General features: G+C 69.0%; 14 protein-coding genes. 8 read left to right on the forward strand and 6 right to left on the reverse strand.

Annotated features, from left to right (window positions below; genetic code table 11):
- Positions 1 to 22: 22 nt before the first annotated feature.
- Both NS6_RS03260 and NS6_RS03265 read left to right on the forward strand, forming a co-directional pair.
- A complete protein-coding gene (locus NS6_RS03260; protein ID WP_068036251.1) occupies positions 23 to 622 on the forward strand; it encodes a TetR/AcrR family transcriptional regulator in 600 nt (199 codons plus the stop codon).
- Positions 623 to 696: 74 nt separating this feature from the next.
- The gene (locus NS6_RS03265; RefSeq protein ID WP_068036253.1) at positions 697 to 1,512 is read left to right on the forward strand and encodes a putative protein N(5)-glutamine methyltransferase; all 816 of its coding nucleotides are present in this window, start codon (positions 697 to 699) and stop codon (positions 1,510 to 1,512) included.
- Here the strand turns inward: NS6_RS03265 and NS6_RS03270 are convergent.
- Together NS6_RS03270 and NS6_RS03275 are read right to left on the reverse strand one after the other, a co-directional pair.
- Entirely contained in the window at positions 1,496 to 2,323 is an 828-nt protein-coding gene (locus NS6_RS03270) for an SDR family NAD(P)-dependent oxidoreductase (protein WP_068036255.1), read from the reverse strand. The two genes, NS6_RS03265 and NS6_RS03270, sit on opposite strands and share 17 nt — an antisense overlap.
- Before the next feature lie 59 nt (positions 2,324 to 2,382).
- Positions 2,383 to 3,954, reverse strand: a complete 1,572-nt coding sequence (locus NS6_RS03275; RefSeq protein ID WP_068037781.1) for a succinic semialdehyde dehydrogenase — start codon at positions 3,952 to 3,954, stop codon at positions 2,383 to 2,385.
- A gap of 177 nt (positions 3,955 to 4,131) precedes the next feature.
- Here NS6_RS03275 and NS6_RS03280 point away from each other — a divergent pair, with 177 nt between their 5' ends.
- A complete protein-coding gene (locus NS6_RS03280) occupies positions 4,132 to 4,911 on the forward strand; it encodes a TetR/AcrR family transcriptional regulator (RefSeq protein ID WP_307647159.1) in 780 nt (259 codons plus the stop codon).
- On the opposite strand, the gene recD is transcribed toward NS6_RS03280, so the two are convergent.
- Genes recD through recC form a run of 3 tightly spaced genes read right to left on the reverse strand, consistent with a single transcriptional unit; the run spans position 4,899 to position 13,685 of the window.
- Complete coding sequence (recD, locus tag NS6_RS03285) at positions 4,899 to 6,806, reverse strand: exodeoxyribonuclease V subunit alpha (RefSeq protein ID WP_068036257.1); 1,908 nt, start codon at positions 6,804 to 6,806, stop codon at positions 4,899 to 4,901. The genes NS6_RS03280 and recD overlap by 13 nt on opposite strands.
- Positions 6,803 to 10,162 (reverse strand): UvrD-helicase domain-containing protein, encoded by a 3,360-nt coding sequence (locus NS6_RS03290; RefSeq protein ID WP_084470577.1) that lies wholly within the window; start codon positions 10,160 to 10,162, stop codon positions 6,803 to 6,805. Before NS6_RS03290 ends, recD begins: the two co-directional genes overlap by 4 nt.
- 34 nt (positions 10,163 to 10,196) lie before the next feature.
- Entirely contained in the window at positions 10,197 to 13,685 is a 3,489-nt protein-coding gene (gene recC / locus NS6_RS03295) for an exodeoxyribonuclease V subunit gamma (RefSeq protein ID WP_068036258.1), read from the reverse strand.
- Between the two features lie 327 nt (positions 13,686 to 14,012).
- Between recC and NS6_RS03300 the strand changes: the two genes are divergently transcribed.
- On the forward strand, positions 14,013 to 14,225 hold the full coding sequence (locus NS6_RS03300; protein ID WP_068036261.1) for a hypothetical protein: 213 nt from the start codon (positions 14,013 to 14,015) through the stop codon (positions 14,223 to 14,225).
- A gap of 52 nt (positions 14,226 to 14,277) precedes the next feature.
- Entirely contained in the window at positions 14,278 to 15,156 is an 879-nt protein-coding gene (locus tag NS6_RS03305; RefSeq protein WP_245669112.1) for a serine hydrolase, read from the forward strand.
- Between the two features lie 84 nt (positions 15,157 to 15,240).
- Here the strand turns inward: NS6_RS03305 and NS6_RS03310 are convergent, their stop codons facing one another.
- Entirely contained in the window at positions 15,241 to 16,725 is a 1,485-nt protein-coding gene (locus NS6_RS03310; protein ID WP_068036262.1) for a cytochrome P450, read from the reverse strand.
- Positions 16,726 to 16,975: 250 nt separating this feature from the next.
- Between NS6_RS03310 and NS6_RS03315 the strand changes: the two genes are divergently transcribed.
- From NS6_RS03315 to NS6_RS33625, 3 genes are all read left to right on the forward strand, one after another.
- The gene (locus tag NS6_RS03315) at positions 16,976 to 18,445 is read left to right on the forward strand and encodes an NAD(P)/FAD-dependent oxidoreductase (protein ID WP_068036264.1); all 1,470 of its coding nucleotides are present in this window, start codon (positions 16,976 to 16,978) and stop codon (positions 18,443 to 18,445) included.
- Positions 18,446 to 18,521: 76 nt separating this feature from the next.
- On the forward strand, positions 18,522 to 19,625 hold the full coding sequence (locus NS6_RS03320) for a hypothetical protein (protein WP_068036266.1): 1,104 nt from the start codon (positions 18,522 to 18,524) through the stop codon (positions 19,623 to 19,625).
- Positions 19,626 to 20,067: 442 nt separating this feature from the next.
- Entirely contained in the window at positions 20,068 to 20,931 is an 864-nt protein-coding gene (locus NS6_RS33625) for a hypothetical protein (protein ID WP_157112605.1), read from the forward strand.
- The last annotated feature ends 55 nt before the right edge of the window (positions 20,932 to 20,986 follow it).

Genomic DNA, 20,986 nt, shown 5'->3' on the forward strand with positions numbered 1-20,986 from the left:
GTCGGGTTGATACGCTGTCCGCATGACCACCGACCGGACTCCTGATCGCTCCCGCCGCAGCGAACGGTCTCGGCAGGCCATCCTCGCCGCAACCCGGGAGCTGATCGCCGAATCGGGATACGCGAAGGTCTCCATCGAGGCGATCGCCGCACGGGCCGGCGTCGGGAAACAGACGATCTACCGGTGGTGGCCGTCGAAGGGCGCGGTCATCTTCGATTCCTTTCTGGCACTGAGCGAATCCGCCGACGGCGCCGGCATAGCACTACCGGATTCCGGCGATCTCGCCGCCGACCTCACACTGGTCCTGCGTGCCACCGCCGCCGAATTTTCCGACCCCGAATTCGAGCGGCCCATCAGGGCACTCAATTCCGCGCTCATCCACGATCCGGAACTCGCGGCAAGGTACCGCGAAACGCTGGCCGCCCCGATCGACGAAGCCAAGAAGGCACGGCTGCGCAGCGGTCAGGAAGCAGGTCAGCTCGACCCCACCGCCGATCTCGACCTTGTACTGGAGATGCTCTACGCGCCCCTTTTCCAGCGATGGCTGCTACGCACCGGGCCGCTCACCGACGAGTACGCCGATGCCTTGGTCGAGAACACGCTGCGCGCTTTCCGTCCTTGACGCACAGCGATCACCGCCCATGGCGCGCGCGATAATCCTGTGCACCGGACCGGTTGACCCGACAGACTGTGTCCATGCCCGCTTTCGATATCGAGGCCGTCACCAGGGAGCTCCGCGCCGCGGGATGCGTTTTCGCCGAGGACGAGGCACGGTTGCTGGTGCACACTGCCCGATCCACCGGCGAACTGGCCGGACTCGTGGCACGGCGGGTCGCGGGGAACCCGCTGGAGTACGTCCTCGGCTGGGCCGAATTCAAAGGGCTGCGGGTGGGCGTGCGGGCCGGTGTCTTCGTCCCGCGGCGGCGGTCGGCGCTATTGGTGGACGAGGCGCTCGCCCTGGCCGAAGCCGATCCACCGCGGACGGTATTGGACCTGTGCTGCGGTTCGGGCGCACTGGGATTGGCCCTGATCAGCGAACTCTGCGGCCACCGCGACCCACTACCGGACCTGTACGCCGCCGATATCGACCCCGTGGCGGCCGACTGCGCACGCTGGAACCTCGCGGGCGTCGGTGGCCGGGTCTACCAGGGCGATCTGTTCGACGCGCTGCCCGCGCGGCTACGCGGGCGGATCGATATCCTGCTGGCGAACACTCCGTACGTACCGTCGGAGTTCCTTGCGCGGATGCCGCCGGAGGCCCGCGACCACGAACCGGCGGCCGCCCTGGACGGTGGCCCGGACGGGCTGGACCTCGCTCGTCGCACCGCCGCAGCCGCACCTGCCTGGCTTGCGCCCGGCGGCTGTCTGCTGATCGAGATCGGCACCGATCAGATCCCCGCCGCCACCGCGCTGCTCACCGGCAGCGGTTTCGCCGCGCGGATCGCCCGGTCCGCCGAGCTCGGCGCCACCGTGGCGATCGGCCTGCCGGCGACTGCTACTTCCGGCCCTTGAACTCATCCATCGAGTGATACACCCCGACGGTGTTCAGGAACAGATCCCGCAGTTTCAGCGGCAGCACACCGGAGAGGACCTTGTTGAGGCGGGAGGTCCACGGCATGATCACCACGGGGGTGCCCTTCTTCATCTCCGCCCACGCGGTCGCCACCACTGTGTGACGGTCGAGAATCGGCGTGAACCAGAACCCCGTGGCGCCCTCGAACATGCCCGTATCGATGTAGGTCGGGCAGAAAGTGGTGACCTTGACATGATCGTGTCCGGCCTGGCCCAATTCGATACGCACCGAATCGGACCAGCCCAGCGCAGCCCATTTCGACGCGGCATAGACGCTCATCCGCGGGTTGTGCACCAGACCGGCAGAGGAAGCGATGGTGAGAACGCGGGCCTCGGTGGTTCCCGCGACCATGGCCGGCAGGAATTCCAGCGTCACATACATCGGCGCCAGGGCGTTGATGGCCATGGTCCGTTCGATATCGTCGCGGTCCTTCGTTTCCCAGAAGTACGTGTTCCCCCGCACGATTCCGGCATTGTTCACCAGTACGTCGATATCACCCACATCCACCCGCACCGATTCGGCGGCCGCCGCGACGGCGTCCCGATCGGAGATATCGACGGTGTAGGTGTGGATCGCACCGGAGGCTGCGGTGAGTTCGGCCGCGGTTGCGCGCAGAGCGGTTTCGTTGACATCCCAGAGGACCACCGCGGCGGCGCCTTCACGTACCGCCTGTTCGGCAAACAGTTTACCCAGGCCCATGGCGGCGCCGGTGATCAGCACTTTCTTACCGGCCACCGTGTCCAGTTTCATCGATTCGGATCCTTGTTCATCGCAGAGAAATCGGGGATAACGGCCTGTTTCCGGCCGGCCTATTTCTGGCGCAGAGCTTTCATGACCCGGAAGTACAGTGTCATGGTTTTCGCCCACATCGCCTCCGACATCCCCGGCAAGGGCGCGATCGGCAGCATCCGCTGGACCGCGATGGTCTGGGTGTCGACATACTTCAGCAGGCCCTCGGGACCGTGCCGGCGTCCGGTACCGGAAATTCCCACACCGCCGGACGGTGCGTCCGCACTCCCCCAGGCCGCGATGAAACCCTCGTTCACATTGACCGAGCCGGCGTTGATGCGGGCCGCGAACTCGCGCCCCCGGGCGGCGCTGCGCGACCACACACTGGCGTTGAGACCGTACGGGGTGTCGTTGGCCCGGGCGACCGCCTCATCGTCGTCGGCGACCTTGTACACCGAGACGACGGGGCCGAAGGTCTCCTCCCGGTACACCGTCATCTCGGCGGTGACATCGGTGAGCACAGTGGGTTCGTAGAAGTACGGGCCGAGGTCGGGCCGGTGTACGCCGCCGGCCAGCACGGTGGCACCCTTGGCCACCGCGTCGTCGACATGCGCGCGAACAGTGTCGAGCTGACGAGAAAACGTCAGCGAACCCATGTCGGTGGTGTAGTCCAGTGGGGCCCCCAGCTTCATGTCTTTTACCGCCGTGACGAATTCACCGATGAACCGGTCGTAGACCGATTCGTGCACATAGATACGTTCCATCGATTCGCACAACTGCCCGGCCGAGGCGAAACTCGCCCGCACGGCGGTTTTGGCGGCGGCCACCGGATCGGCGTCGGAAAGGACGAGCAGCGGGTTCTTCCCGCCCAGTTCGAGTGAACAACCGATCAGCCGCTCCCCCGCCTGGCGGCCGATGGTCCGGCCGGTGGCGCTGGAACCGGTGTAGTCGACGTAGTCGGCGCGGTCGATCATCTCGCCGCCGATCACCGAGCCGCGGCCGAGCACGATCTGCCACAGCCCCTCGGGCAGACCGGCCCGGACCGCCATGTCGACCGCCCACAGTGCGGTCAGCGCGGTCTGGTTATCCGGACGGCCCACCACCGCGTTCCCGGCGACCAGAGCCGGCAGGGCATCCGAAACCGCCAGTGCCAGCGGGTAGTTCCACGGCGAGATCACCGCGACCACACCTTTGGGCCGCTGCCGCACCTGCACATCGGTGAGCACCGGCAGCACTCCGCGCGGATTACGGCGGGCCAGCAATTTGGGGGCGGTGGCAGCGTAGTACCGGGAATTCACCGCCACATCGCCGACCTCGTCGAACGCGTGCACCCGGGACTTACCGGTTTCGGTCTGCACGATATCGAGAATGGCGCCCTGCTCGGCCAGCACCAGATCGTGGAAGCGGCGCAACACCGCGGCACGCTCCCGGACCGGCACCTTCGCCCACTGCCGCTGGGCCGCGCGGGCCCGCTCGAAGGCGGCCTCGATATCGGCGGCCGACGATTGTGGCAGTTCGGCGATGGCCTCGCCGGTGACCGGTGCGTGGACCGTGACGGCGGGCGCACCACCGGCCGCGGCCCGCGCGAGCAGCCGTTCGACCACGTCCGGGGTGAGTGCGCCGGTGGCAGCGGGACGCTGGGCGGTCGTCATCGTCGGCATTCTCCTGGAGCGAGGATGTGCCGCGATCGGTCCGCGGCACGGCGATTAATTGAACAGTAGTGTTAATGTAATGCTCGTGCGGTGTGGAGTGTCAAGAGGCACGGTGCGGAAAACAGCCGGGCACCGGTACCGGCTGTGGGATGTCACAGCGGTCCGGGCAGGCACAACGTGAGCGCACCGGCCCCGGGCCATGACGGCACGGCAGGTGTCACCGAGCGCCTGCAACGGCCGGATGCCGACCCGCCACCTCGGCGTGGCCGGCCACCGCAGACCCGGGCACAGGCCGAACAAGTACGCGCCCGGATCGTCGACGCCACCGCCGAGGTATTCGCTCGCGCCGGTTCCCGCGGTCTGAGCGTGGCCCAGATCATCGACCACGCCGGTCTCTCGCGGCCCACCTTCTACCGCTATTTCGCCAACGCCACCGAACCGCTGCATGTGCTGCTGGAGGTATCGAACGCGGAACTGGTCGGCGGGATCGCGGCCGCGCTCGAAGCGACCGGCGAGGGTGTGGAACTCGGTATCCGGCTCATCGACGCCTACCTGGACTGGGCCCGCGGGCACGGCGTGATGCTGCGACCGCTGTTCGCCGAACTCCACGATCCGGCCTCACCGGTCTCGGCGTACCGCAATGCCGCGCTCGACGGCATCCGCGAGAACGTAAGCGCCAAGTTCACAGAACTGGGCCGCACGGTGCCCGGACCGCTGGACCTCGATGCCGCCCTCCACGTCTGCGAGTACGTGGTGTACCGGATCTCGGCTGCCTCCGGACCCGGCGGCGAACCCGATCCGGCCACGGTCGCCGAGGCCCGGCTCACCATGATCCGAGTGGTACTGGCAACACTGGGCAATACCGCCGACTTCCGGTACGCCATGGGACTGCCCGGGCTGTTCCCCGCCGCCCCGCAGGACGCGGCCGGAGCCGTCACCGCAGGTCAGGAAAATTGATCGGTCTGATCGAGGCTCAGTCCGCTGGCACGCAACACATGCCGGTCGATCGCCGCCCGGATGGCTTCCTCGGTTCCCAGGATGCGTACGTGCCGGCGGGCCCGAGTGATAGCGGTGTACAAGAGTTCCCGGGTCAGCAGGCTCGACCCCGGCTCCGGTAGGACGATGGTCACCGCATCGTATTGACTGCCCTGACTGCGGTGGATCGTCATCGCGAAAACCGTCACCACGGCGGGGAACCGGGTGGGATGGATCAGCAGCGGTTCCTCGCCTCGCTGCAATGCCACCCGCAGCGATCCGTCCGGGCGGCTCACGACCACCCCGGTATCGCCGTTGTAGATCCGCGCCTCGTGATCGTTGGCCGTCACCAGTAGGGGTTGCCCCGGATACCAGGTGCCGGTCCGGTGCTCCGGGCTCGCGGCCCATTCGGCCGCCGTCCGATCCCAGTGCTCCACCCCGTACGGGCCACGACGATGAGCACAGAGCAGGCGATGTGATTCGAACGCGCTCAGCGCCGTCGCCGCATCCCCGGTCACCGCTGCGGCGGTGACCCGCTGCGAAGTGGTGACGATATCGGCCCGGACAGCGACGATATCCTCGGGGCCGCGCAGTTCGAGGGTATCGCCACCGGACCGCAACAGTTCCAGCGCAGCGTCGGTATCCCCGGCGCGGACAGCGACCGCCAGATCGGCGATCCGGCCGCCGAACCGGCGTCCGCGGGTGAGCCGGACGATTCCGCCACGCAACCGTTTACGCTCGGGCTCGGTGAGCGCCTCGGCTACTTCCGATGTCCCGGCCCGGGAGGACGCACCGGCGAATCCGGGGTCGGCGGCGAGAATCGTCTCGAATGCCGGATCGGGTGCGCCCAGGAACGGCGCGGCCACCAGATCCGCGAGAACCGCCCCCGCGTCCACCGAGGCGAGCTGATCCGGGTCTCCGGCCAGTACGAGCCGCGTATCCGGGCGCAGCGCGCTGAGCAACCGGCTCATCATGGTCAGCGAAACCATCGAGGTCTCGTCCACGACGACCACGTCGTAGGGCAGGCGATTGTGCTCGTGATAGCGGAACCGGGTGGTGCGGCCGCGCTGCCAGCCCAGCAGGCGGTGCAATGTCGCCGCCGAGAGTTCCGGGAGGCCGAGCGGCCCGGCCTGATCGCGGACGGCCTCCTGCAATCGTGCCGCCGCCTTACCGGTGGGTGCAGCCAGCGCGATCCGCAGCGGTGCACCCCCGGGTTCGGCGGCGCGGTGCGCGACCAGCAGCGCGAGAATCCGGGCGATGGTATGCGTTTTTCCGGTACCGGGTCCGCCGGCGACGACGGTGGTCCACGCAGTGGCGGCCAGGGCCGCGGCCAGACGCTGCCGGTCGGGAGTATCGCCCGCCGGGCCGAAAAGCCGGTCGAGTTCGCGGCACACCACGGCCGGGTCGGCAGCCGGATGACCGGATGCCCGTGCGGTGAGCACCCGGCGAATGATTTGCTCCTGCCGGTAGTACCGGTCCAGGTAGAGCAGCGGACCGGCCCCCGGCCGGGCCGGTTCGGTGAGGCGCAGTGGCCGCAGCGGCCCGGCCGGGCCGCCGCACACGAGCGGACTGTCACGGACCGCGTCGATCACCGTTTCCTCGTCGGGCCAGGGCAATTCGGTGAGGTCGAGCTGATCGGGGTGTTCGTCGTCGGTGTCCACACCGATATCCCGCATCCTGGTCAGGTCCAGGCAGACCGATCCCGACCGCACGGCACGTACCGCCAGCGCCGCCGCGAACAACACCGGTTCACGGTCCTCTCCCGCGAGTCGGCCCAACCGGGCGGCCACATGCACATCCGCGGCCGACAACACGCCGGCCTCGTTGAACTCCCGCAGTATCCCGCGCCCGCGCTGCGCCACCCGGATCGGTATCACGACCCGCCTCCTGCCAACAGGTCGGACAGCTCGGTGATCAGGGCGGGCGGCGCCGTCCAGTCGAACACCCCCGCACCGTCGGGGGTCTCCGGTCCGATCATGCCGCGGACGAACAGGTAGCGGATACCGCCGAGATGTGCGCCAGGGTCGTAACCGGGCAGCCGCCAGCGCAGATACCGGTGCAATGCCACCGAGTACAACAGGGCCTGGAGCGGGTAGTGCGAGCGGATCATCTCGGCAGCCATCCGGTCGCGGGTGTAATGCGCGACGGTGAGATCGCCGGTGCCCAGCCGGTTCGTCTTGTAGTCGACGACGACGAACCGTCCATCGGTGGTGCGCAGCACGGCATCGATACTGCCGGTGAGATAGCCCCGTAACGGGGTGGCGTCGAGGGCGCCGAGTTCGTCGGCGTAGGTGTGGAAGACATCGCCGGGAGCCAGCCGGGACCGCACCAGCGCCGCTATCCGGTGCAGTGTGGCCGATACGGCGGCGGGTGTGTCCCCGCCGGCCAGCGGCAGTTCGAATTCGAGCTCGCACAACCGGTCCCGGTCGGGTATATCGGCGAGGGCGCCGAACCCGATCGGGGTGCGCAGGACGGCGAGCAGCGCCTCCGCAAGCAGGTCCGGATCCGCCTCGGACAGCATTTCCCCCACCGCTTCGGCGCAGCGGGCCGCCACCTCGGCGGCCGGGTCGGCGGAATCGGTGCTCACCCGCTCCAGCACCGCATGCACCAGGGTGCCGAATTCCGCGCCGTAGGGCAGCGCGTTCATGAGCGAGGCGGCACCCGGCTCGGGTTCGGCCAGCGGCGCCGGCGCCTCGGGTTCGTCGTCGGGGCCGAGCCCCGCCTCCGGTTCGGTATCGGGCACCACATTGTGCGCCGTGGCGGTGAGCGCCGAGTAGGAGGTCCGCCGCCACTGCTCGTCCAGCTCCCGGTCGAAGGCCGCCACGGCCAGCGCGCCCTCGGCGGCTCCGGCGGGCGCGCGATACACCGGTACCTCCGGGCTCGGATCCGCCGCCGTGACCGAGATGGTCTCCGCCGCCTCCGCGGCCCAGGCGCGGATCCGGTCCACCACCGCCGCGTCCTCTTCGACCGGCGCGCGAGGTTTCGGCTGTGCCGAATCCGGTGTCCGGCCGAACAGCAACCGGTGCAGTGGAGCTACCGCGGTCCCGAACGACGGCGCCCACCAGGCGACCACCTGGCAGCACGCACGGGTCAGCGCCACGTAGCACAGCCGCAGTTCCTCACCCGCCGATTCGGTGTCCGCACGCTCTTTCCGGGCGTTGTAGCCCGGCGCGTCGGGGCCGCCGATATCGAGCACCCGGGCCCCGCCTTCGTGCATCAGCAGGGTGGCGGGCTTCGGATCGGCCGAACTGTCCCAGGCGAACGGCAGGTACACGATCGGGAATTCGAGTCCCTTGCTGGCATGCACGGTGGCCAGTTGCACCGCGGCCAGATCCCGGTCCAGCCGCCGGCTGCGCCCGGCGACCGAGCCCGAACCGGGCTCCCGGATACGGTCGGCGAGCCATCTGGTGAGGGCGGTGAGCCCGAGCCCCTCGGTGGCCGAGACCTCGTCGAGCAGTTGGGCGAGCTGGCGGATATCGGTGAGCCGGCGCTCGCCGTGCTCGACGGCCAGCAGCCGCGGCACCAGCCGGGTCGCTGCCGCGAGTTCCTCGAAAACGGCCGCGAACCCGGCACGGGCGAACAGGCGGGCCCCATCGCGCAATTCGGCACTGACCCGCCCCACCAAATCTGCCCCGCCGGTATCCATCTCGGCGCTCGTGTACCCGAATATCGGAGTGAGTGCGGCCAGCCGCACCCGGTCTGCGCGATGCGGCTGTTCGAGCGCCGACAGTATCCACAACCAATCGGTAGCGCTCGGGGTACCGAAAACACTGCTCCCACTGGTCAATACGACAGGCACGCCCGCGCGTTCGAGCGCCTCCCGGACCACCTCCAGCTGGGTGTGGGTGCGTACGAGCACCGCGATATCGCCGGGTCCCAGGGGATGCCCCGCCTCCGCCGGCTCCCCGCCGGAGCCACCGGTGTGCGCCGCCGGCCGCCGGCCGGTCGCCTCGGTGAGGACCGTGCCCGACTCCAACAGGGCGACGATATCGGCCGCCAGATCCGCCGCGACACGGGCGCGCTGCCGGTGGATATTCGGAAATCCCGACATACCCCGCGGTCCGGCCCCGGTGCGCGGCAGGCACCGTAACCGCAGCGCCGTGACCAGTTCGGCGGGGCCTCGCAATCGGGACCACGGCCGGGTCGCGGTCACCGGGGGCACGACGATCTCGTCGTGCCCCAGCGCGGCCCCGCCGAGCAGCTGTTCCAGCGCCCGCAGCAGACCGGCGTCACTGCGGCGGTTGGTGGTGAGTTCGCGGCGGGCGCTCGCATGCCCCACGGCATCGAGATAGCTGAGCACTTCGGCGCCACGGAACGCATAGATCGCCTGCTTGGGATCGCCCACCAGCACGAGTGTGTTGTGACCGTGGAATGCCCGGTACAGGATCTCCCATTGCAGCGGATCGGTGTCCTGGAATTCGTCCACCAGCACCACCGGATACCCGTCGCGGATGCGGCGGCCCGCGCCGGGGCCACGGACCGGGTCGGCCAGGATATCGCGCAGCAAGACCAGCAGGTCGTCGAAATCGCGGACACTCGCAAGCCGCTTCCGCCGTTCGGTTTCCGCCCGCACCGCAGCGGCGAAGGCGACCCGCTGCGCCGATACCTCGTCGGTATCCGGGGCGAGAACCGCCTGCCGGTCGCGCACAGCGGCGGTCGCGAACCGGTGGGCCTGTTTGACCGTGAACGGCGCGGGAGTGCGCGCATAGCGGCTCAGATACAGGTCGTCGATCACCGCACGGGTGAGATCGTCGGCCTCCTCCACCAGCCGCACCCCGGGGTCGAGATCGCCTGCGACCCCCAGTTCTGCCAGCATGCGGCGGCAGAAACTGTGCGTGGTGGCGATCACCCCGGCATCGAAATCGGAAAGCGCGGTGAGTAACCGGCCCCGGCGGGCAGCCACCTCGCCGTGATCCGCGGACGCGAGATGGCGCACCAATTCATCGGTCGCCGCGCGCGCGGCCACCGGGTCGGCCAGCGCCGCGGCGACAGTGACGAACCGGTCGCGCGTCCGTTCGCGCAGTTCCTGGGTGGCTGCGCGGCTGAACGTCACCAGCAGCAGCCGGGATATCGGGATCGCGGCCTCGGCGACATAGCGGACGGCCAGCCCGACGATCGCATAGGTTTTCCCGGTTCCCGCACTGGCCTCCAGCACGGTGGTACCTGTCGGCAGGGCATCGCAGAGCGCGAACGTATCGCCGGTTGCGGGGGGTGTGGTGGCGGTCGCTGTCACGGGTACCACCTGAGGTATCCGCTACGCGCCGTGCTCATGGCGCCCCCTGTTGTTCGGCCCGCAGAAGTGGCACCCAGAGGCGGCGGGCGATGGAACCGAACCGCGTACTTTCCACGGGTTCGCCGGCGGGCGCCCCGGCGGCAGCCAGACGGCTCAGGTCCGGTGCAGGGCCCCATACATAGCGCAGATTCCGGTCGGTGTGCTCGGCGAAATCACGTTTCTTGTCCCCGCCACCGAATTCGCGATCGGCGGCGACCATGGCCTCCTCCGGCGGGAGGCGCCGGAAACGTGCCTCGGCGTAGGCGGCGGTGGTCACGGTCGGGATCGGCAGCGGTTCGGCCAGGCCTGCCTCACGCATTGCGACCAGTGTCCGCAGAATTCCGCTCGCTTCGTCCGCGGCCGGCGCAGTGAGTTCGGCGCGCCAGGCAGGGGTCGGGAAGCGTCCGCGCCCGGTGACCGCGGCCCGCCAGGCCCGATCCTCGGTCACGGCCAGGGCAAGCACCGAAACCCACGCTGCGAGCCGGTGTTTCGGCGCGACCCGGGAGTACGTGGTGCGCACCACGCGGTCACCGCGCACCTCGGCCACGGTCCCCGTCAGGCGCCGGCCGCCACCGAGATCGACGGCGATATCGATATCGCGGGGCGGTTGCTCGTAATCCGGTGCGGCGGCCCGGAACAGCGTATCGACCGTCCGTTCCACCCGGTCCAGCACCACACGGCCCAGTTCGGCCGGCGGTAAGGTGCCGCGCCGCCATTCCGCCGCCCGCAGCTCGGCGGGATCGGCTCCGGCCAGCCGGGCGGTCAGCATCCGCTCCCCGAGCGACCAGGTGTCGAGACCACCCAATTCGATCGGCAGCCGATCGGCGATCTCCTCTTCCTGGTCGGGGATCCGCAAACCCAGCCGCTGCCAGAGGAATCCGCGCACCGGATGCTCCAGGAAGGCAATCAGCTCGGCCAAACCGATTTCGGTGGTCTCGGCTGCGGGCAGGGTCCGGGTGAAGGGGTTCTCCGCGGGTTCCGCGGTACGCAGCGTCGCTTGTGCCCCGGCGTACGCGGCGGTATCGAAGGAGAATGGCGCCGCGGCGGCGAAATTGCGCCGGTCGTGCGGTTGCAGTGGGTGGCGGGTGAGGACCGCGGACATCCCTTCCGGTCCGACATGGGCCCGCACGGTATCGAGTAGCTCCGCAACGGGTACCGCGGGCGGACGGTACGCACCGGTCACCGGGTCGGCGCCCGTATGCACCACCACCAGGGTGTCGCGGGCGGCCATGATCGCATCCAGCAGCAGTTGCCGATCCTCCGACCGCGGATCGCGCTCTCCCAACAGCGGATCACGCGCGGGGATATCGTCGCCGTCGAGCCCCGGGCCGCGGGGAAACACCTCGTCGTCCACGCCGAGCAGGACCACCACCCGGTGCGGGACCGAGCGCATCGGGGTCATGGTGCAGACAGTCAGCTCGCCCGTGCGGAAATTCGCGCGCGTCGGGGTGGCGGCCAGCCGGCTCTGCAACAGTTCGGTGATATCGGCGAGCCGCAGCACGGTATCCCCGGCGTGCGCCGTGGCCGCCGCCAGTTCCCGGCGCGCCTCGGTACGAATCCACTCCTGTGACGGGGCCACATCGGTGAGGAGGTCCAGGGCGCGGCCCAGTATCGCCGACCACTCCGCGGCCGGTGCAGGTCCCTGGAGGTCGCGCAGGATCGAGGCGAGACGGTCGATGTATTCGGCGAACCGGCCCGCCAGGTCGATATCGTTGCTGTCCACATCGTCGAGTGGCAGGACCCGGTCCAGCCAGTCCTGTGAACTCTCGTCGGCGGTGACACCCAGCAGGATCCGGTCCAGCGCGGCGTTGAGGGTGTTCTGCTCGAATTCGCCGAGGCCGAAAGCATGCCGTTGCCGGCGGCCGATCCCCCAGCGGGCACCGGCCTCGACGGCCCATTCCCGCATCCGCTCGATATCGTCGTCGTCGAATCCGCAGGCCCGGCGCACGGGTTCGCAGGCGGCCAGATCCAGGACCTCGGTAACGGTGACCCGCCCCCGCGCGAGTTCCAGAAGCAGCGCCACCAGACCCAGCAGCGGATTGGTGACGCCGCGACCCCGGTCGGCGAGTCGCACCCGCAACCGGTGGCCGGGATGCGCCACGGCGTCCGGTGGCTCTGTTCCGGCCGGTCCGGGTTGGCCGAACGCCGCCCGCACCAGCGGGGCAAAAGATTCGACCTCCGGACACATGATCACGACATCGCGTGGTTCCAAGGTCGAGTCCGCGGCGAACAGCCCGAGCAGGCATTCCCGCAGAACCTCCACTTGACGAACGGGGCCGTGACAGGCATGGATCTGTACGCTCCCGTCACCGCTGTGCAGACCGCCACCCGGCGGCCGGTCGTCGTCGCGGATATGCGCCTGTAGCGCCTGCAGCAGAGTCTCCGGTTGCGGCCGGCCGGCGACGGAACCTTCCGTACGCCGGAGTCCTTCGCCGAGAGGTCGTTCCGATGCCCCCGCTTCGGCCGACACGGCACCCGGCGTCACCGGGTGGCGGGTATCGGTCTCGGCGGCCGGCAACCGCAGTTGCAATTCCCGGATATCGCGGCTCAGCCCCGCAAGCAGTGGATGCCGCACCAGCGTGACCGAATCGTCGTCCACCCGCGCGACTTCCACGGAGTCGCGGGGGCCGGGGACTGTGCGCGGAGCCCGCCGGTGCAGGTCCAGCGAGTTCCACATCGCCGGACTCGGATGTGTCAGCCACAGGTGGAGGTCCCGATGTTCGGCCAGGGCGGCGAGTACCGCCAGATGCCCCGCGGGCAACCTGGTCGCTCCGAAGAGCGACAGCCGGTCGGGCAGCGTGACAGCACCCCGTGCCGCCCGCAGACGCGCGCACGCGATGGGTAGCCGCTCCGCCGGGCCGGGGGCACCGACGGCCGCGCGTAACCGGCGCCACAGGGCGGGCTGCCAGACCAGATCATCCGGGAGCGGACGGCCGGTGCCGTCGGTATCGGCCCCGTCCGCCCATTCGGTGATCAGGTGGGGACGCTGGACCGCGTACCCGTCGAACAGCATGGCGAGGCGGGCTGCCGTGGCGTACCGCCGTCCGAGCCGATGCGCCCCCGCCGCCGGTTCGGAATCGGTTTCTGTCCCGGAGGCGCGGGCGGGATCCAGCCCGAGGTGGTGCGCCAGTACCGCGCACCACGGTTCGTGCACCGCATCGTCGATCACCCGCAGCAGTGTCCAGACCACCCGGTCGTGGCCCCACGGATCCGTGTGCGCGCCGACACCGGTGACCTGGGCCAGTACCTCCTCGACCAGGGCGGCCGGGGCGGGGAAGCGGATATTGGCCGCGATCCCGTCGCCCACGCCGGGCGCAGCACCGAGCACACCCGAGAGTTGTTGCGCCAGCCAGCGCTCCACACCTTTGGCGGGTACCGCGATCACTTCCGTGGCGAACGGGTCCGGCAGCGGATCGGCGAGCAGCACCGCAAGCGCGCCGGCGAGCGCGTCCGCGCGTTCGGCACGATGGATGTGCAGCGCCATCTCTGCCCTTCCGCTCGGTCCGGTCGCCGGTGTTCGCCCGCATCCGCACAGCTCGGGCGACTCTCTCGTCCACCCGTTTATACGCCCCGCTACCGACAGCGCCGGGTGACCCCCCACGACGACAGAGGACAACCCCCGGACAGGTGGTCATCATCCGAATGTCCCTAGCGCCGAACGCTTCTACCGGATATCAAGCCGTTTCGCACAGTGATTTAGCGCACACGAGTCACCGACACGCGGCCGGATGGCCGGGATCCGGCGGAGGCGCTGTGTCACAGTGCAACCCCGGGAGGAACGGGTTACCGCACGAAAGGCTGGTTCGCGTCGATGAAAGCGCTGGTTGTTCCCCTGATACCGAGAGACGGATTCACCGTCCGCCGCTCCGGGAACCGATGGGAGCTGGTCAACTCCCGGCACTACGGGCGGACCGTCGTTCTGCATTCGTGGCCACGGGATCGGCACACCGAGGCGTTCGAACACTGCTATCGCCTCAACGGCCGCCCGGTGGCCGATCTGAAGGCCACGGCCCGGGTCCACTAGCGGAACACGGAAAACGTGCGCTCCGGTCGCCGATGTGACAAGGTGTGTCCTCGTGCGTTACCCCCTGATCACCGGTGCTGCGCCCCGCGTGGCCGCACCCGCCACAGTCCTGGCCGCCGCCGCGATCATGTTCGCCGGTGTGCCTGCGGGCCTGCCCGCGGCCGATGCCGTTCCACTCGCGCACACCCAGGGTTGCGCGCACGGTTTCGACTGCGATCTCGCAAGCCGTATCGAAACCGTCAATTCGTATCTCGGTTCGCGACCGGGCGTCACCGGCTATGTGATCCGGGACCGGAACACCGGTGCCGTCTACTCCAGTCCGCACGCCGAGGAGATGGTGTGGACCGCGTCGACGATCAAACTCGCCATCGCACAGGATCTGCTCAACCGGGCCCGCGTCGGCGCGATCGCCCTGCCGCCGGAGGATCGTGGGCTCATCGAGCAGATGATGTCGACCTCCAACGACCAGGCCACAGATATCCTCTGGAACAAGTACGCGGGTCTGGACCGGATGGCTTTCAACAACGCCTTCCGCGCCAACGGGATGACCGGCCTGGCTCCGCAGCCCTCACCCAACCCCGGACCGCACTGGGCATTCCAGAAGGCCACCGCAGCCGATCTCGACCGGCTCATGTCCAATGTCCTGGACCGGATGCATCCCGACGACCGCTCCTACCTCCTGGACCTCATGCGCCGCGTCGATTCCAATCAGCACTGGGGCGTCTGGGGCGCCGGGTCGGCGATGCGGCCCGGCCTGAAGAACGGCTGGTCCGACGAGCAGGGCGGCTGGGTGGTGAACTCGGTCGGTTTCGCCGGGCCCGGGGAGCGCTACACCCTGGCGATCATGACGGCCATGAACGGTGAAGGCGGCTACCGAGAAGGCTCCGAAACCGATACCACCGTTGCCGAATACCTGCTGTCCGGCCGCTGAACCTCCGCGCCCGAACCGTTTCCGGAGTGCCCGGCACCGATTCCCCGCTTCGGACGGGGTACCGGTGCCGGGCGCTCCGGTGTCTCAGGTGAGACGTCGCAACCGCATCGGAGCGTCGTCGCGCGGGAACGGAATCGTGGTGAAACCCCAAGGCATGCGGTAGTTCTTCGGGAAGCTCCACGCGTAGTCGCGTACCAGGGCGGAGATGATCGTCTTCACCTCGAACGTGCCGAAATGCATCCCGATGCATTTGTGCGACCCCGCACCGAACGGCATCCACGCAAGCCGGTGGGATTTGTCCTCGCGGCGCTCGTCGGAGAACCGCAACGGATCGAAAACCTCGGGATCGGTCCACAATTCGGTGAGCAGATGGTTGACCTGATAGCCGAGGTCGACCGGGGTTCCGGCAGGGATGTAGTGCCCGCAGATCTCGGTGTCGCGGACGGCGCGGCGCACCATACCGGGCACCGGCGGCATCAGCCGCAGGCTTTCCTTCACTACCAGGTCCAGGTTGCGCAGGCTGTCCAGATCGGTGATGGCAGGCGAATCGTTCGTCAGATCCAGCGCCAGGACCTCCTCGCGCACCTTCTGCTGCCACTCCGGGTGTTTACCCAGGTAGTAGGCGACCGCGGTGGCGGTGGTGGTCGTGGTGTCGTGCGCGGCCATGATCAGGAAGATCATATGGTTCACCACGTCGTCGTCGCTGAACACCGAACCGTCCTCGGCGCGCGCGTGGCACAGACCGGAGAAGAAATCCGGCGCATCACTACGCCGCTTCTGCGGCAGCATCGCGCGGAAGTACTCCTCGAGTACCTTGCGGCCGCGTAACCCGGCCCGCCATTTGCCGCCGGGCACATTGTGCCGGACCAGCGCGAGCCCGGCGTGCGTGCAGGCCACGAACGCGTCGGTGAGTTTCGTGCGTTCCTCGCCCACCTCGAGTGCCATGAAGGTTTCGCCCGCGATATCGAGCGCCAACTCCTTGATGGCGGGAAACAACTGCACGGTCCGGCTCGCGCCCGCTCCCTCGGGCACCCAGCGGCCGATGGCCGCCCGGACGACCGGTGTCAGTTCGGCCAGATGCGCCGCCAGGCGTTCCCGGGTGAATGCCTGCTGCATGATGCGCCGATGGAACATATGTTCGTCGAATTCGAGCAGCAGCAGACCGCGCCGGAAGAACGGGCCGATGAAATAGTCCCAGCCCTGCCCGAAATCACGGCGGCGGCGGCCGACGACTTCGTCGAGCGCTTCCGGACCCGCGGCGAACACCCGCTCCATCCCCATCGAGCTGTTGAGCGTAACCGGGCCGAACCGGCGGTACCGGTCCAGCATCTCGGCCGGACCCCAGCGCATGTAATGGAGAGTCCGTCCGAGGTAGGGCAGGCCCCCGTCGCCGCGCACCGCGACGGTACGGTGCCGGCTCGGCGGGGTGGCCAGGGTTCGCGGCCGCTCGGGGACCTGCAGCAGCAGCCGGTCGAGTACCTGGCGCCGGGGTATTTCGATGAGCGCCGAATTCTCGGTATCGGTGCGCGCCCGCGAGCCTCGCGTGACGGCACGGTCGACGGTGACCATGGCAGAACCTCCTGAGAGATAGCACCTACCCTATTCTCTTTGTTGCAACCAGCTGGACGGTTTCGACCGAATCGGTACACGCTCGCCTCCCCCGAGACCGCCACGCGATCGCTATCGTGGTGAGTTGCCACACCACCACGAGTGAACAACGGCGTCGGACTGTGCCCTCGACGAGTACTGCCACTACCGTGTGCGTTGTCGGACATGATCATCACGGGCAGCACCGGCCCACCGCTGGCGAGGAGCGACCATGAGCACGCAACCTGTTGGGGACGGCCGACACCGCGTCGTAGTGATCGGATCCGGATTCGGCGGCCTGTTCGGGACCAAACACCTCAAGCGAGCCGACGTCGACGTCACGCTCATCTCCAAGAGCACAACCCACCTGTTCCAGCCGCTGCTCTACCAGGTCGCCACCGGAATCCTGTCGGTCGGCGAGATCGCGCCCGCGACCCGGCTGGTACTCCGGAAACAGAAGAACGCCCGGGTGCTGCTGGGCGAGGTCACCGATATCGACCTGACGCAACGCACTGTCACCTCGGTGCTACTCGGCGAATCGACCGTGACCCCCTACGACAGCCTGATCGTCGCGACCGGCGCACAGCAGTCGTATTTCGGCAACGACCAGTTCGCCACCTTCGCCCCCGGCATGAAAACCATCGACGACGCCCTCGAACTACGCGGCCGTATCCTCGGTTCCTTCGAACAGGCCGAGGTCGCGCGGACGCAGGAGGAACGCGACCGGCTGCTCACCTTCGTGGTGGTGGGCGCCGGCCCCACCGGGGTCGAGCTGGCAGGCCAGATCGCCGAACTGTCCGACCGCACACTCGAGGGCACATTCCACAACATCGACCCGCGCGATGCCCGGGTGATCCTGGTCGAAGGCGCGGGTGCGGTCCTCGGCCCCATGGGGCCGAAGCTGGGCGGCAAGGCGCAGCGCCGGCTCGAATCCATGGGTGTGGAGATCCAGTTGAACGCCCTGGTGACCGATGTCGACGCGCACGGTGTGACGGTGAAGGACAAGGACGGCACCACCCGGCGGATCGAATCCGCCTGCAAGGTGTGGTCCGCCGGGGTGCAGGCCAGCCCGCTGGGCAAGATGCTGGCCGACCGTTCCGCCGGGACCGAAGTGGACCGCGCGGGCCGGGTGGTGGTGGAACCGGACCTCACCATCAAGGGACACCCCCACGTCTTCGTCGTCGGCGATCTGATGTCGGTACCCGACGTCCCCGGGCAGGCCCAGGGCGCGATCCAGGGCGCCACCTACGCCGCGAAGCAGATCAAGGCCGAGGTTGCCGGTAACCAGACCCCGCAGGACCGGCGGCAGTTCAAGTACTTCAACAAGGGCAGTATGGCGACGATCTCGCGGTTCAGCGCGGTGTGCCAGGTGGGGAAGCTGGAATTCGGCGGATTCATCGCCTGGCTGGCCTGGCTGGCGCTGCACCTGTACTACCTCGTCGGCTACCGGAGCCGGATCATCACGATCATCCAGTGGTTCGTGACCTTCCTCGGCCGCGGCCGCGGCCAGATGGCGGCCACCGAACAATGGATCTTCGCGCGCCTCGCACTGGAGGCGGTGTACGGGGACAGCGAGGAGGGCGAGGAGATCGTGCGCGGTGCGGCGGGCCGCCGGCCGCCCGGCTCGTCACAGGCCAACCCCACCGGCAACGGGGTCCCGGCCACTGCCGAGAAGTCCGGGGGCGATCGTAAGGTCGGCTGACCGGCCGACATCCCAGGCGCCACCCCCCTCCGAAGCTAATATCGGGCAAACCGATAATTTCCGGAGAAAGGCGACCATGGGTAAGCACAGAGCTCCCGGTGTCACCCGGCGCGCTACCGGATCGGTCGTCGCGGCGGGCGCGGTACCGCTCATCGCGACACTGATCGGCGCCGGTACAGCCAATGCCGAAGCACTCCCCGCTCCACCCTCGATCCCGGCACTCCCTTCTCTGCCCGCGCTCCCGGCGGGCCTCTTCCCCCCGGCTCCCGCGCCGGCCGTGGAAAATGCGGCAATCCCCACCACACCCGGCCCGGCGCCGCTCACTACACCCGACGCCCCGGCGCCCACCGCTATGGCCACGAATGTTTTCACCAGACCGGCCGCGCCGGTGCCGGCCCGGCCGGTAACACCTCCGCTCTCCGCACCGCTCGCGGACCTGTTCACCGTGCCTGCCGACTCGGCACCGGAATCGGCCGATGCCGGCGCACCGGCTCCCGCTGCTCAGCCGCCGGCAACACCGGCCGCGCCGGACCCGGTCACGGCGGCAACCACCGCCGTCCAGGATGCTGTCCATTCGGTGACCGATACGATCAGCGCGGCTGCGGCACCGCTGATTCGGCCCGTCCCCGCCATCGCACCGCCTGCCGCGCTCGCCGATCCGGGCGCGGCGCTGCTGTCCGCACCTGCTTTTCGCACGCCCCGAGGCTCCCTGCCGGCGGCGCAGCCGGGCGTCCCCGAGGCGCCGATCGACGCACCGCCCGGCACACTGCGGATCGGTGATTTCGTGATCGCCGTGCCGTTCGATGCCGCCCCGGTCAACCAGGGCGCCGCGCAGGCCGAGGACCAGGTGTCGACCTACCTCGATTCGATGGGAGTGGAGCCCGGCCGGTCGGATCGGCTCGCCGCCCAGACCCTGGGTAACGCCGTCATCGGCGCCGGCATCGGCAACGCCGTCGCCGCGCCGGTCGCCATACCGTTCGCAATGCTCGGCGCCGCACTGGGATTCGTGGCGGGGATACCGTTCCTGCCGACCGGCCTCGTCGTCGGCCCGGTCCTCGGCGCCGCGGTCGGGTACGGCATCGTCGCGGTGCCCGCCACGATCGCCGGGGCCGCACTCGGGGCGGCGTACGGCGTGACCGACGGTTTCACCACACCACTACTCGGCGGGGCCCAGCCGTGAGCACAGTCCGGTAGGCGGCTCGAGTCCCGCAGCCGGGCACCGGGGAGTGCGGCCTGTGCGTCCACAAGAACAGCGGTTCTGGTGTGGGTACCCGAGCCGGTATCTCGGGTCGATACCGCGTGCCCGTAGTCGTTCCGAATTCCGATGAGTAGCCTGCCGAATCCGGCCCGGCTCGGCCGGATTCCGATCTGCCACGGCCGGGCGCCGGGTTCCCGGGTCATCGTTCGCCGGCATGAGGAATCGAGTCCGTCCGATCGATCACACAACCAGCGGAGCGGTCACTGCCGACCGGTACCGCAAACCGACCGCTATCGATGTGCTGCGCAGTCTCGCTACCTGTTCAGGAACGCATTGCCCAGCAGTTTGAACAGGACGATCCCATCCGTCGCGCGTTCCGGTCCGAATGTCTGGCAAACCGACAATTTCCCGGAGAAAGGCGACCATGGGTAAGCACAGAGCTACCGGTCCGGCTCGGCGGGCTGCGGGATCGGTGGTAGCGGCGGGCGCGGTACCGCTCATCGCGACACTGATCGGCGCCGGTACGGCCAATGCCGAAGCACTCCCCGCTCCACCCGCGTCACCCCCGATTCCCGCTCTACCGGCGAATCCGCTCCAGCCGGCATCCGCCACACCCGATCCGGTCCGCGATCTCACCACCGTTGTACACGATGCGACCCAGGTGGCAGTACGGTCCGCTACCGATACGTTCGGGATGGTGGCGGCACCGTTGCTTCCCGCCCCGCCGGCTCCGGCGCCGGCGGCGGTCGCCGAACCGGTCCCGACGCCGGCGACCCGGCAGTTGCCCACACATGCCTACCTCGCTCCGCAGGGCGAGTTGCACGCGCCGATGCCGGTGGCACCGGTAGCACCGATCGAGGCGCCGCCCGGCAAACTCCGGATCGGCAACGTCGTCATGGATGCGCCGCCGTTCGATGTCCGGGAGATCAATACCGGCGCCGCGCAGGCGGAAGCGCAGGTGGCGACCTTCTATGATTCGGTGGGCGTGGAGCGCAGCCGGTCGGACCGGATGGCCGCACAGACCGTGGGTTCGGCGGCCATCGGCGCATCGGTCGCCAATACGCTGGCTTCCCCGATCGCGACCACCTCTGCGATGGTGGGGGCGGTCGCCGGGCTGATCTCCGGTGTTCCGTTCCTGCCGATCGGTCTCGTCGTGGGCCCGGTGCTCGGCGCCGCCATCGGCTACGCGGTGATCGCGGCACCCGCGATGGCCGTCGGGGCGGCGGTCGGCGGGGCGGTCGGCGCGGCCGAAGGGTACACCGCCGCACCGTTCGGCGCGGCCCCGTAGTGATCGCCGGGTGTCCGGCGGCATGCGCCGCCGGACACCCGCTTACCCCGGTCGA

Origin of the sequence: Nocardia speluncae NBRC 108251 (assembly GCF_001613245.1) — a bacterium.
Taxonomy (GTDB): Bacteria; Actinomycetota; Actinomycetes; order Mycobacteriales; family Mycobacteriaceae; genus Nocardia; species Nocardia speluncae.

What these genes read in the sequence shown, in the direction of transcription:
- NS6_RS03260 (WP_068036251.1), top strand. Translation starts at nt 23, where the DNA reads ATGACCACCGACCGGACTCCTGATCGCTCCCGCCGCAGCGAACGGTCT.
- NS6_RS03265 (WP_068036253.1), top strand. Translation starts at nt 697, where the DNA reads ATGCCCGCTTTCGATATCGAGGCCGTCACCAGGGAGCTCCGCGCCGCG.
- NS6_RS03270 (WP_068036255.1), bottom strand. Translation starts at nt 2,323, where the DNA reads ATGAAACTGGACACGGTGGCCGGTAAGAAAGTGCTGATCACCGGCGCC.
- NS6_RS03275 (WP_068037781.1), bottom strand. Translation starts at nt 3,954, where the DNA reads ATGACGACCGCCCAGCGTCCCGCTGCCACCGGCGCACTCACCCCGGAC.
- recC (WP_068036258.1), bottom strand. Translation starts at nt 13,685, where the DNA reads ATGGCGCTGCACATCCATCGTGCCGAACGCGCGGACGCGCTCGCCGGC.
- NS6_RS03300 (WP_068036261.1), top strand. Translation starts at nt 14,013, where the DNA reads ATGAAAGCGCTGGTTGTTCCCCTGATACCGAGAGACGGATTCACCGTC.
- NS6_RS03310 (WP_068036262.1), bottom strand. Translation starts at nt 16,725, where the DNA reads ATGGTCACCGTCGACCGTGCCGTCACGCGAGGCTCGCGGGCGCGCACC.
- NS6_RS03315 (WP_068036264.1), top strand. Translation starts at nt 16,976, where the DNA reads ATGAGCACGCAACCTGTTGGGGACGGCCGACACCGCGTCGTAGTGATC.
- NS6_RS03320 (WP_068036266.1), top strand. Translation starts at nt 18,522, where the DNA reads ATGGGTAAGCACAGAGCTCCCGGTGTCACCCGGCGCGCTACCGGATCG.
- NS6_RS33625 (WP_157112605.1), top strand. Translation starts at nt 20,068, where the DNA reads ATGGGTAAGCACAGAGCTACCGGTCCGGCTCGGCGGGCTGCGGGATCG.